The organism is Streptomyces sp. NPDC060049, assembly GCF_042736715.1.
Classification (GTDB): Bacteria; Actinomycetota; Actinomycetes; order Streptomycetales; family Streptomycetaceae; genus Streptomyces.
The window spans coordinates 80,402-91,947 of the sequence record NZ_JBHWVV010000024.1 but is presented as its reverse complement, the minus strand read 5'-3'; the positions used below and the strand labels follow the sequence as shown (position 1 = coordinate 91,947).

Below are 11,546 nucleotides of genomic sequence, written 5' to 3'. Positions count from 1 at the left end.
CGGGCAGTGCGGCCATCGAGTTGGAAGGGAGCTGGACGTGAACGCGGATGCACCGGGCGGTCCGGACGAGCGGGTCTTCGCGGCCTGGCTGGCGGAGACTATCGGCGGATACGTAGGGCGGGAGGTGCCCGAGGACGAACCGATGTCCGAGTGGGGCCTCGACTCGATCGGCCTCCTCGGTCTGTACGGCGACATCGAGGCGCGGTTCGGCCCGCTCCTGGACCCGGCCGACATCTGGGCGTACCCGACGATCCGCGATCTGGCGCGCTTCCTGGCCATGCAGGAGGGCATGAGCCGGCGCTCCGGGGAGGTGCGTGCCGCGTTCGTCTTCACCGGGCAGGGCTCGCAGCATCCGCGGATGACCGCCAAGCTGTACGAGCACCTGTCGGGCTACCGCCACCACCTCGCGGCCGCCGACGCGGCGATCGCTCCGTACCTCGGCATGTCCGTGACCGAGCTGATCCTCTCCGGGGACCCGCGGGTGCACCAGACCGCGCTGACCCAGCCGGCGCTGTTCGCCGTCGAGTACGCGCTGGCGATGACCCTCCTGGAGGAGCTGGAGGTGCGCCCGGTCGCCGTGCTCGGGCACGGCATCGGGGAGGTCGCGGCCGCCGTGGTCTGCGGGGCGCTGACCCTGGAGGACGCCTCGCGGCTGATCTGCTTCCGCGGCATGTACATGCAGTACCTGCCCACGGGCGGCGGGATGATGGCGACCTGCGCGGACCTCTTCGAGGCGGCGGAGGCCACGGCCGACGAACCGGGCGTGACGATCGGGGCGTTCAACGCGGCCCGGGCCACGGTGCTCTCGGGTGAGATCGAGGGGCTGGAGCGGGTCCGGGACCGTCTCGCGTCGATCGGCATCTCCAGCGCCTTCCTCCAGGTGACGCACGCCTTCCACTCCCCGCTGATGGAGCCGGTCACCCCGCGCTTCGAGGAGGCCGCCCGCCACCTGGCCGGGGCGGCGCCCAAGGTGCCGTTCTACTCGACGGTGTACGGGCGGCGGATCGAGGAGCCGCTGGACGCCGCGTACTGGACTGCGCAGATCACCTCGCCGGTGCGCTTCGCCGACGCGGCGCGGCAGCTGCTCGCGCAGCAGGCCCCGAGCCATGTGGTGGAGATCGGGCCGAAGGCGGTGCTGATGCCCTTCGTCCGCCGGATGGCCGGCTCGCGGGGACCCGTCTGCCTGGCGGTGTGCCGCGGCCCCGAGACCAATGCGGTGGACCTGGCCGGTGTCCTGTCCGCGCTCAACGCGGGACCCCTGGCGCTGGGGTGAGTGCCCGGCCCTCAGGGGATCCAGCCGGCCTCCTCGGCGATCCGGATGGCGTCGATGCGGTTGCGCGCGTTGAGCTTGTCCACGATGGCCGTCAGGTAGTTGCGTACCGTGCCCTCGGTCAGGAAGAGCTGCTCGGCGATCTCACCGGCGTCGGCGCCGCGGGCCGCCAGCCGGAGCACCTGCGTCTCGCGGGGCGAGATCGGATTGTCCAGGGCCTCCCAGGCACTGAGTGCGAGATCGGGGTCGATCACCCGCTGCCCGTTGGCCACGGCCCGCACGGCCTGGGCGAGCCGGGCCGGCGGGGAGTCCTTGAGCAGGAATCCCGAGACGCGGGCGGCCATCGCGCGGCGCAGGGTGCCGGGCCTGCCCAGGCTGGTGAGGATCAGCGTGCGGCAGGCCGGGAGGCGTTCGCGCAGTTCGGCGGCGGCCGTCAGCCCGTCCGTCCCCGGCAGGTCTATGTCGATGATCGCCACGTCGGGGTTGGTATCGAGCGCCGACGGCACGATGAGGTCACCCCGGTCGACGGAGGCGACCACCTGAAAATCGGGCTCCAGTTCGAGCAGTGCGATGAGTGCGCCGCGGACCATGTGCACGTCCTCGGCGAGAAGCAGCGACAGCATTGGTTGTTCCCCCTTTCCCCACTTGCCGGTTCAGACGGCTCGTCTTCCCAGGACCCGGATGGCCGCGGTGCTCCCGCCCTCGTCGTTCGGGCACCCCGGCGGCTCGGCGGCGTCCGCCGGATCGGGTGCGACCGGTCTGAGCGGCGCCCGCGCCGTCAGACGGAAACGCCCCTGCGACTCGACGCCGGCGGTCAGCAGTCCGCCGATCGCCGTGAGCCGGGTGTCGAGGTTTCCCAGTCCGCTGCCGCGGTCGCCGGAGTCCGAGTGGCCGATGGCCTCCACGCCGTCGTTCTCCATCACCAGCTCCACCGTCTCCCCCTCGACCGTCGCCTTGATGGTGCAGGACTGCACCCTGCTGTGCCGGAGGATGTTGGTGACGCCCTCGCGCAGAGCGGTCGCCAGCACGGTGTCCACCAGCGGGTGCAGCCGTCCGCAGTCGATGTCCACGTCCGCCCGGACGTCGGCCGCGGCCATGACGTTGACCACCGACACCGCTTCGGCCGCCAGCGACATGTCGCGGTATCCGCTGGCCACCAGCCGTACGTCGGCGAGGGCCTGGCGCGACACCCCGAGAACGGAGGCTATTTCGTCGCGTGCCCGTTCGGGGTTGCTGACGATGATCCGCTGTATCAGCTCGCACTTCAGGGAAATGGCCGAAAGGCTGTAGCCGAGGAGGTCGTGGAGGTCCCGGGCGAATCTCAGCCGCTCTTGGGTGACGGCCATTCTGGCCATCTCGGCGCGGGCCTCGTGGACTTCGTGGACCAGATCGGTCAGCCGGGTGAGCCCGTAGACCACCAGTCCGGTCAGGCCGGTGGAGATGGCCAGGTAGGCGAGGTCCAGTACGGTTCCGCCGCCGTGGTGCACACCCCATCCCAGGACCAGGACCGAGATCAGCGCGAAGCTGGGCCAGGCGATGCGGGGCGGCGCGAGCAGCAGGACCGAGGCGCTCAGCGGTCCCGCCACGCTGCCCCAGGCCGTGTCCAGCCAGACCAGCGGGAAGAAGGTGAGGACGAACTGCACGGCCAGGGCGGCGCATTTGCGACCGGTGGACCAGCGGCGGGCTTGGGCCGAGGTGAGGACGAGCTGCACCGCGTACAGGACCAGGACGGCCCCTCCGCACACGAGGAGATCACGTGTCCGGCCCCGCAGCGCGTATTCGACATTGAGCAGGGTGACGATTCCGTACCCGGACAGGACGGTGACCACGATGCCCTGCGCGAGACGTGGTGCCAGGACGTCGGAAAGCCGCCCGCGTTTGTCCGGACTTAAACTTTCCGCTTGTTCCGTCCCCTGAGCTAGGTCGTTGTCCGCAGTCCGGAAACGGCCCGTCATATGCTCTCTCCTCAGTACGGAAATCGGGAGGGTCTGAGATCGCACTATATGCCGAGCGCGCCAGGCAGAGGGCGGGTAACGGACAGTCCTGATCTACAACGGCAGCGGGACCGAGTTGAGTTCGCGAAAGGCGAGAGCGACCTCCCGCTGACCGAGACTCGGCGGTACGTCGAAGAGGCGCCCGGGAGCGAACCTGGCGTAAAAGGGACGTAGTCCGGGCACCAGCGCCTTGACCACCGGAATGCCCACGTCCGGCCGCGTCTGGTCGAGGACGAGGAGCTCCATGCCGTGCGACTCCAGGAGCGTCCGAAGGTGGTGGACGTCGTCGAGGAGGTCCGCGCGCCGCCCGGCGTACGACCAGGACCCCGGCGTCCGCGCGGACTGCGCCGGATCGGGCAGCAGCTGCGGCTGGCCGGGCAGGAGCGAACCGGATCCTCCGCGTCCCGGCAGCATCTGCACCATCTCGGTGAGCGCCCTGCGCAGGGCCAGGCGCGGGTCGAAATGGGCTCCGAACCCGTAGACGAACTCCTCGGCCGGCCCCTCGCGGTGCCGGGAGACGACCGCCACGACCGGGATTCCGAGGTCGGAGGTGAGGTCCAGGGCCCAGACGCTGTGGCCGGCCCGCTCCAGCGCGGATCGCGTGGACGCCAGCCAGGGCTCGTCGAAGGAGTCGAGGTCGAGGCCGGGCAGGCGCAGCCGGTTGTACCACCACAGCGCCACGGCGTCCCGCTCGACGAGTTCGAGGACGCCCTGGACCACGGCGTCCTCGAGGCTGCCGCCCGCGGCGTTGCCGTTCGAGTCGGACCACAGGCCGTCCCGGGGGCCGCCGCCCGCGCCTGTGTCGAAGTACAGGGTGGAGGTGGGCAGCAGCCGGTGGGTGCCCGCGGTGAGTGACCACACCGGTGTCCAGTCGGTCTCGGCCGCGGGGTCGAAGGGGGCGCTCACCCGGTGGAAGGGCGACTGCCGGGCGTTCCAGCGCTCCCGGTCGGCGTACTGCCGCTCGTCGAACAGCTGGTAGGCGTTGGGGTGGAGGGCCTCGGCGCCCAGCCCCGTCAGCGAATCGCGGATGACCAGCTCGTCGCCCTGGCGGGCGGCGCTGTAACGTTCCGCCGCCTCGCACAGCGCGCTCGCCCGCGCCTCGGTGGCGGTCGCCCCCTTGCCTCCGCTGCGGGACCGCAGGACCTGGTGGACCCCGGCCAGCGAGTGCCCGCGCAGGGCGAGGTTGTGGCCGGAGTCGTAGGCGTGCAGTCCGTCGGGCAGTCCCGGCACCTGGCGGACGTTCGTCACGATGCCGGTGACCGGGCTGATCAGTTGGCGGTTCTCGATGAGGATCCCCTCGGCGGAGATCGCCCGGTCGTTGCTGCCGGAACCCTCCGCCTTCGGCCGGGACACCAGGGCCACCGGCTGCCGTGTCCGCTCGGCGACCAGCGAGGGGTCCCCGCAGTCGGGGCACTGCGGACGGCGCAGCACGGTGTGGTGGGTGGTGCTCAGGTTGAGGCTGTCCAGGACGCAGACCGCCCGCTGCTCCGGGTAGCGCAGTCCCGCGAGCCACTTCGACATCTCCAGCACCGCGCTGTGGAGCCCCAGGGACCGCACGGCGGAGAGGCTGGGAGCCGGCCGCGGCGCCGGTCCGTCCAGGCCCAGGGCGCGCTGTACGGGCAGTTCGCTGAAGCGGTGCTCGGAGAGCCGGTGGGCCAGGCAGGACCAGCAGGGCCCGTCGGTGCCGGGGGCGAAGAAGGGCCCGGTCCAGGGATCGGCGCCGAAGGGTCTGGCCAGCAGCCAGGATCTGCCCTGGCCGCGCAGGCGCGCGGCCACGGACCGCAGCTCGGGGTCCAGGTAGTCCGAGCAGACGACCAGGGCCAGCGGTACGCCGGTGCCCTCGTCCACCGCGTTGAGCCCGGAGGAGTTGCAGGCGGCGCGGGCCGCGGCGGCGTCGACCCCGCCGACCGCGATGACCGCGACCGGCGCCCTGCGGACCTCGGCCGTCGCCTCGTACCCGTCGAGGCCGGCCCGGTCCCAGTAGGCCTGGGCCAGGGCGGTGTCCTCGCCCGTCAGATCGGCGGAGTGGCGGTAGCCCACCAGGTTGGCCTGCGCGAGGCTCCGCAGTGCCCGCCCCACCTCGGCGACCGGCATGGTGCGCGAGGCGTCACGCAGTAACTCGGCCAGTGTGCGGCTGCCGTCGAGCAGCGGGACGAGGCTCTCTATCCCGCCGCCGCGCAGGACGGTCACACCCTGGTCGGACAGGACGAACGCGGCCTCGCCCGGGACCGCCTCGGCTCTGACGTGGCGCTTGAAGGCGACGAAGGGCTCCGCCGGGGGCCGCTGCATCGAGTTCACGCGGCCACCTGCGCGTCGAACAGGGCGCTGCTGCCGCACGTGGTGCAGCGCGTGCAGAAGTCCACCGCGCCGTCGACGTCGGCGCTCAGGTCGTCGATGGAGAGGGTCGCACCGCCCGCCCAGTCCACTGCGTGGGCTTCGAGTCCGAATTCCAGCAGGACCCCGGACGGGTCCCTGTCGAAACGCTGTCCGAGCTTCGGCTCGAGTCCGGTCCTGGCGGCGAGTTCCGCGAAACGGAAAAGGTCCTGGGCCACGTTCATGACTTCCCCCTGTGACGAACGAGATGCGCTGGCGTCTGTCTGGGTCGAGAGTCTGGGGCGGGACCTCATGGAACCGGCAGTGCACCGGTCACCGGCCACCTATGACATTTTCATGATTCGCCTCATGCGTGCCTCACTGGGCCGGGACGGCCCCCGGCTGCGAGTCTGCTGTACCTGACTCCAAGGGGTCGTCGCAGGGTTTGGCCGGCGGCCGTGGCCCGACAAGGGGGAGCACGCAAATGGAGATCAAAGTACTCGGGTCGCTCGCCGTCCACGAGCGCGGCGTCTCGGTGGTTCCGAGCGCCGCGAAACCCAGGCAGCTGCTCGCGCTGCTCGCCCTCCACGCCGAGCGGGTCGTCACCGTACCCACGCTGATGGAGGAGATCTGGGGCGAGGACATCCCCCGCAGCGCGGCCACCACACTGCAGACGTACATCCTCCAGCTGCGCCGGAAGATCAGCGCCGCGCTGGACGGGGACCCTCTGCTCGACGCCAAGGACGTCCTCGTGACGCAGTTCGGCGGCTACCTGCTCCAGGTGGCGCCGGGCCAGGTCGACGCCCACGAGTTCGAGAGACTCGCCGGCCACGGCCGGGCCGGCTACGACGTCGGCGACTACCGCGCCGCGTCCGATCTGCTCGGCCGCGCGCTCGCGCTGTGGCAGGGCCCCGCGCTCGTCGACGTACGGGCGGGGTCCGTGCTCGAACTCGAGGTGCTGCGGCTGAACGAGGAGCGCACCGCCGCCCTCGAGCGGCGCATCGAGGCCGACATCCGGCTCGGCCGCCATGCCGAGGTGATCCCGGAACTGCGGGTGCTCGCGGCCCGCCATCCGCTCCACGAGGGCTTCTGCGGACAGCTGATGCGCGCCCTGCACCGGGCGGGCGGCGGCTGGCGTGCTCTCGAGGCGTACCAGAGGCTGCGGGGGTCTTTGGTGCGCGAACTGGGGCTCGAACCGTCCGCGCCGCTCCAGCAGCTCCACCAGGCCGTGCTCTCGGGCGACCTGGACCGGCTCGACCCGGTCGTCGCCGCCATACCCCGGGTGCTCCAGCCCGCCGCGGCGGTCGACTAGGCCGTCTCTTCCGGCGGCCGGTCGAGCGAGGCTCCAGGGGGCGTGGCCACGGCTTTTGAGGGGTCGTTCCTAGCTTGGGCCGATGACGACCTTCGACGAACTGCTGACCACGCTCGCTCCCTCGCCGAGCCTGCACCGGTCCACCGCAGAACTCAACCGGCTGAAGGACGAGGTGAGCCGCGGTCCGGATCCCGAGGCGACGAAGCGGCAGCACGCCAAGGGCAAACTGACCCCCTACGAACGGCTCGACCTCCTCTTCGACGAGGGCACCTTCACGGAGCTCGAGCCGCTCCGCCGGCACCGGGCGACCGGATTCGGCCTCGAACACCGCAGGCCGCACGGCGACGGCGTCGTCATCGGCTGGGGCCTGGTGCACGGCAGCACGGTCTTCGCGTACGCCCATGACTTCCGGGTCTTCGGCGGCGCGCTCGGCGAGGCCCATGCCGCGAAGATCCACAAGGTGATGGACCTCGCCGAGCAGGCCGGTGCCCCGCTCGTCTCCCTGAACGACGGTGCGGGCGCCCGTATCCAGGAGGGCGTCTCGGCCCTGGCCGGATACGGCGGCATCTTCCGCCGCAACACCCGCGCCTCGGGCGTGATCCCGCAGATCAGCGTCATGCTCGGCCCGTGCGCGGGCGGCGCCGCGTACTCCCCGGCGCTCACGGACTTCGTGTTCATGGTCCGCGAGACCTCGCAGATGTTCATCACCGGCCCGGACGTGGTCCGCGCGGTGACCGGCGAGCAGATCACCCAGAACGGCCTCGGCGGAGCCGACGTGCACGCCTCCGTCTCCGGCGTCGCCGGATTCGCGTACGACACCGAGGAGGAGTGCCTGGAGGACGTCCGCTACCTGCTCTCGCTGCTCCCGCAGAACAACCGCGAACTCCCCCCGGTGGTCCGCGGCGACGACCCCGCCGACCGCCGTACCGACGCCCTCGCCGGTATCGTCCCGGCCGACCCGGGGCAGGCGTACGACATGCGCAAGGTGATCGAGGAGATCGTCGACGACGGCGAGTTCTTCGAGGTGCAGGAGGCCTGGGCGCAGAACGTCGTGTGCGCCTTCGCCCGGCTCGACGGACACGTGGTGGGCATCGTCGCCAACCAGCCGGCGGCCCTGGCCGGCGTCCTGGACATCCACGGCTCCGAGAAGGCCGCGCGGTTCGTCCAGACCTGCGACGCCTTCAACGTCCCGCTGCTCACGCTCGTGGACGTGCCCGGCTTCCTGCCGGGCGTCGACCAGGAGCACAACGGCATCATCCGGCACGGCGCCAAGCTGCTGTACGCGTACTGCAACGCGACCGTCCCGCGGATCTCCCTGGTCGTCCGCAAGGCCTACGGGGGCGCGTACATCGTCATGGACTCGCGGTCCATCGGCGCCGACCTGGCCTTCGCCTGGCCCATCAACGAGATCGCGGTCATGGGCGCGGAGGGCGCGGCGAACGTGGTCTTCCGCAAGGAGATCGCCTCCTCCAACGATCCCGAGGCGACTCGGGAACGTCTGGTCAAGCAGTACAAGGCCGAACTCATGCATCCGTACTACGCCGCCGAGCGCGGGCTCGTGGACGACGTCATCGATCCGGGTGAGACCCGGCAGGTCCTGATCCGCTCCCTGGCGATGCTGCGGGCCAAGCACGCATCGCTGCCGGAGCGCAAGCACGGCAACCAGCCGGTGTGAGCGCGCGGGCGCGGCGCGCGGGGTCGCGGTTCCGTCCGGGAGGGGGGACCGCGGCCCGCCGGACTTCGGATCTCGAATGACGTCGAAATGCCCGGGAAAAGGAATTCGGGTGTCGCGCCGGGGTGCCGGACCAAGGAAAGCCCATAAAGCCGGGCGTAGCGTTCCGGCGGCCCGGACCGGCAATTGCCAAAGGCCTTTGCGTGGCACGGGAGCGAGTTCCGGGTGCTCCCGTCCCGTGCGCGCGCAGGCCGCTCTGCCCGTTACTTCGGGTCGCGGTCGAACAACGACTTGGACCAGAAGTAGCCGAGCAGCGCCAGGCCCAGGCACCAGAGGACCGCGATCCACCCGTTGTTGCCGATCTCGGTGCCGAGCAGCAGCCCGCGCAAGGTCTCGATGGCCGGGGTGAACGGCTGGTACTCGGCGATCGGCTGGAACCAGCCGGGCATGGCGTCGATCGGGACGAAGGCACTGGAGATGAGCGGCAGGAAGATCAGCGGCAGCGCGTTGTTGCTCGCCGCTTCGGCGTTCGGGCTGACCATGCCCATCCCGACCGCGATCCAGGTGAGCGCCAGGGCGAACAGCACGAGCAGTCCGAACGCCGCCAGCCACTCCAGGGCGGTCGCGTTCGTGGAGCGGAAGCCGATGGCCACGCCGACGGCGCCGACGAGGCTCACGCTGATGACCGCCTGCAGCACACTGCCGACGACGTGTCCGATGAGCACCGAGCCGCGGTGGATCGCCATCGTGCGGAAGCGGGCGATGATGCCCTCGGTCATGTCGTTCGAGACGGATACGGCGGTGCCGATCGTGGTGCTGCCGATGGTCATCAGCAGGAGGCCCGGCACGAGGTAGGCGATGTACTCGGAGCGGTCGGCGCCGCCTCCGCCGATGCCGGCGCTCATCGTGTCGCCGAAGACGTAGACGAACAGCAGCAGCAGGACGATCGGCGTGAGCAGCAGGTTCAGGGTGAGGGACGGGTAGCGCCGCGCGTGCAGGAGGTTGCGGCGCAGCATCGTGCCGGAGTCACGCACGGCGAGGGAGAGCGAGCTCATCGGACAGCCTCCTCGGGCTGGTCGGTGCCGCCGGTCAGGGCGAAGAACACGTCGTCGAGGTCGGGGGTGTGCACGGTCAGCTCGTCGGCCTCGATGCGGGCCGAGTCCAGCCGGTCGAGGATGGAGCGCAGCTCGCGCTGGCTGCCGTCGCTGGGGATCTGCAGTGCCAGCCCCTCGTCGTCCCGGGCGGCCTCGCGCAGGGTGGCGGCGGCGTACCGGTAGGCGGACGGGTCGGAGAAGCGGAGCCGGACGTGGCCGCCGGGGATCAGCCGCTTCAGCTCCTCGGCGGTGCCCTCGGCTGCGATCCTGCCGTCGTTGAGCACGGCGATGCGGTCGGCGAGCTGGTCGGCCTCCTCCAGGTACTGCGTGGTCAGGAAGACGGTGACGCCGTCGGAGACGAGCCCGCGGATGATCTGCCACATGGTGTGGCGGGCCCGGGGGTCGAGGCCGGTGGTCGGTTCGTCGAGGAAGATGATCCGCGGGCCGCCGACCAGGGTCATGGCGATGTCGAGGCGGCGCTTCATACCGGCGGAGTAGGTGGAGGCGGGCTTCTTCGCGGCCTCCACCAGATCGAAGCGGTCGAGGAGTTCGGCGGCGACCCGCCGCCCCTCGCGCTTGGAGAGGTGGTGCAGGTCCGCCATGAGGAGCATGTTCTCCTCACCGGTGATCAGCCCGTCGACGGCGGAGAACTGCCCGGTGACGCCGATCGCGGCACGCACCCCGTCCGGTGACGCGGCGACGTCGTGTCCCGCGACCTGGGCCTGCCCGCCGTCGGCGGTGACGAGTGTGGAGAGGATCTTCACGACGGTGGTCTTGCCCGCGCCGTTCGGCCCGAGCAGCGCGAAGACCGAGCCGGCCGGGATGCGCAGGTCGATCCCGTCGAGGACGGTCTTGTCGCCGTACGACTTGCGCAGACCGATGGTGGAGACGGCGGCGGGCGAGGGGTGACCGTCACCGCGCCTGGATGTGGGCATGACAGAAGAAGGCATGGAACCCTCCGTTCGAAGGCTGGAGCGGCTGGTGGGGCGGGCGGATCGGCGGAGCCGGTACTCAGGGCTTGGCGCGGCGGACGTCGATGTTCCCGTACTTCGTGCGGGCGCGGATCTTGACGGAGTCCTCGGCCTCCTCCGGGCTCCCGGAGGCGGTGAGCGAGTTGCGCACCTGGCCGGAGACCGAGCTGACGTCGAGCCAGGCGGCCGTGCCCTCGCGGACGCCGACCTCGATGGCGCCGTAGGAGGTCTCCAGCTGTACGGTGCCGCGGGCCACCTCGCCCACCCGCAGGGTGCCGTGGGCCGTGGTGGCGGTGACCGAGTGCTCGGCGCGCCGGATCTCGATGTCACCGTTGGCGCCGTTCACCCGCAGCTCGCCGGTCGCGGCGCCGACGGTCGTGGTGCCGTGCGAGTTCTTCAGGACGGCGGGGCCGTCGACGAGGCCGACGCGCAGGCTGCCGGAGCTGGTGGTGATCTCGGCCGCTCCCTCGACCCGGTCCACGGTGATCGAGCCGTGCGAGGCGGTCAGCTTCAGCGGGCCGGTCGCATCGAGGCGGACGTCGCCGGACGAGGTCTTCACGCGGACCTCGCCCAGCCGGCCCTCGCCGAGCACCTGGGTCCAGGCGCCGGTCGTGTCGACGCGCGAGCCCGTGGGCAGGTCGACCGTCACGTCGACGATGCCGGGGCGGCCGAACGGATGGGACTTGGGGGTCCTGACGGTCAGTACGCCGCTCGCGTACGTGACCTCGGTCTGGTCGGCCGCCCGTACGTCCTTGTCGCGCTTCGGATCGCGGGGCCGCACCTCGACGACGGTGTCGAGGCGGTCGCCCGCGGTGAACTGGAGGGAACCGGCCTCCACGTGCGCGGTGACCGAGATGGGTTCGGAGGTGTCGAAAGAAGGCATGGCTGTCCCGTCCTCTTGGCTCTTCAGGGCGTCCCCG

The 11,546-nt window shown here is 71.1% G+C and carries 10 protein-coding genes; 3 read left to right on the top strand and 7 right to left on the bottom strand.

Annotation, left to right across the window (positions count from 1 at the left end):
* Positions 1-37 precede the first annotated feature (37 nt).
* Positions 38-1,273: an acyltransferase domain-containing protein gene (locus ACFWBY_RS32920; protein ID WP_385341810.1), complete on the top strand. Its 1,236-nt coding sequence runs from the start codon at positions 38-40 to the stop codon at positions 1,271-1,273.
* Positions 1,274-1,284: 11 nt separating this feature from the next.
* On the opposite strand, the gene ACFWBY_RS32915 is transcribed toward ACFWBY_RS32920, so the two are convergent.
* From ACFWBY_RS32915 to ACFWBY_RS32900, 4 genes are all read right to left on the bottom strand, one after another.
* Complete coding sequence (locus tag ACFWBY_RS32915; protein WP_385341812.1) at positions 1,285-1,893, bottom strand: DNA-binding response regulator; 609 nt, start codon at positions 1,891-1,893, stop codon at positions 1,285-1,287.
* Positions 1,894-1,923: 30 nt separating this feature from the next.
* Positions 1,924-3,099: a sensor histidine kinase gene (locus tag ACFWBY_RS32910; protein WP_385341813.1), complete on the bottom strand. Its 1,176-nt coding sequence runs from the start codon at positions 3,097-3,099 to the stop codon at positions 1,924-1,926.
* Positions 3,100-3,318: 219 nt separating this feature from the next.
* Entirely contained in the window at positions 3,319-5,553 is a 2,235-nt protein-coding gene (locus ACFWBY_RS32905) for a TOMM precursor leader peptide-binding protein (RefSeq protein WP_385341823.1), read from the bottom strand.
* A 5-nt stretch (positions 5,554-5,558) separates the two neighbouring features.
* On the bottom strand, positions 5,559-5,822 hold the full coding sequence (locus tag ACFWBY_RS32900; RefSeq protein WP_385341815.1) for a hypothetical protein: 264 nt from the start codon (positions 5,820-5,822) through the stop codon (positions 5,559-5,561).
* A 239-nt stretch (positions 5,823-6,061) separates the two neighbouring features.
* Here ACFWBY_RS32900 and ACFWBY_RS32895 point away from each other — a divergent pair, with 239 nt between their 5' ends.
* Positions 6,062-6,889 (top strand): BTAD domain-containing putative transcriptional regulator, encoded by an 828-nt coding sequence (locus ACFWBY_RS32895; protein ID WP_385341817.1) that lies wholly within the window; start codon positions 6,062-6,064, stop codon positions 6,887-6,889.
* 82 nt (positions 6,890-6,971) lie between these two features.
* Positions 6,972-8,564 carry an acyl-CoA carboxylase subunit beta gene (locus ACFWBY_RS32890; protein ID WP_385341819.1) on the top strand — a complete coding sequence of 531 codons (1,593 nt, stop codon included), beginning with the start codon at positions 6,972-6,974 and terminating at the stop codon, positions 8,562-8,564.
* 260 nt (positions 8,565-8,824) lie between these two features.
* Here ACFWBY_RS32890 and ACFWBY_RS32885 read toward each other — a convergent pair whose 3' ends face one another.
* From ACFWBY_RS32885 to ACFWBY_RS32875, 3 genes are all read right to left on the bottom strand, one after another.
* Complete coding sequence (locus tag ACFWBY_RS32885) at positions 8,825-9,616, bottom strand: ABC transporter permease (protein ID WP_385341821.1); 792 nt, start codon at positions 9,614-9,616, stop codon at positions 8,825-8,827.
* Positions 9,613-10,590 (bottom strand): ATP-binding cassette domain-containing protein, encoded by a 978-nt coding sequence (locus ACFWBY_RS32880; RefSeq protein ID WP_385409739.1) that lies wholly within the window; start codon positions 10,588-10,590, stop codon positions 9,613-9,615. Before ACFWBY_RS32880 ends, ACFWBY_RS32885 begins: the two co-directional genes overlap by 4 nt.
* Positions 10,591-10,666: 76 nt before the next feature.
* Entirely contained in the window at positions 10,667-11,509 is an 843-nt protein-coding gene (locus tag ACFWBY_RS32875) for a DUF4097 domain-containing protein (RefSeq protein ID WP_385336492.1), read from the bottom strand.
* Positions 11,510-11,546: the final 37 nt, after the last annotated feature.

Bases quoted from the DNA above. Each gene is read 5' to 3' on its own strand.
- ACFWBY_RS32880 (WP_385409739.1), bottom strand. From the start codon at position 10,590: ATGCCCACATCCAGGCGCGGTGACGGTCACCCCTCGCCCGCCGCCGTC.
- ACFWBY_RS32915 (WP_385341812.1), bottom strand. From the start codon at position 1,893: ATGCTGTCGCTGCTTCTCGCCGAGGACGTGCACATGGTCCGCGGCGCA.
- ACFWBY_RS32875 (WP_385336492.1), bottom strand. From the start codon at position 11,509: ATGCCTTCTTTCGACACCTCCGAACCCATCTCGGTCACCGCGCACGTG.
- ACFWBY_RS32890 (WP_385341819.1), top strand. From the start codon at position 6,972: ATGACGACCTTCGACGAACTGCTGACCACGCTCGCTCCCTCGCCGAGC.
- ACFWBY_RS32885 (WP_385341821.1), bottom strand. From the start codon at position 9,616: ATGAGCTCGCTCTCCCTCGCCGTGCGTGACTCCGGCACGATGCTGCGC.
- ACFWBY_RS32895 (WP_385341817.1), top strand. From the start codon at position 6,062: ATGGAGATCAAAGTACTCGGGTCGCTCGCCGTCCACGAGCGCGGCGTC.
- ACFWBY_RS32905 (WP_385341823.1), bottom strand. From the start codon at position 5,553: ATGCAGCGGCCCCCGGCGGAGCCCTTCGTCGCCTTCAAGCGCCACGTC.
- ACFWBY_RS32900 (WP_385341815.1), bottom strand. From the start codon at position 5,822: ATGAACGTGGCCCAGGACCTTTTCCGTTTCGCGGAACTCGCCGCCAGG.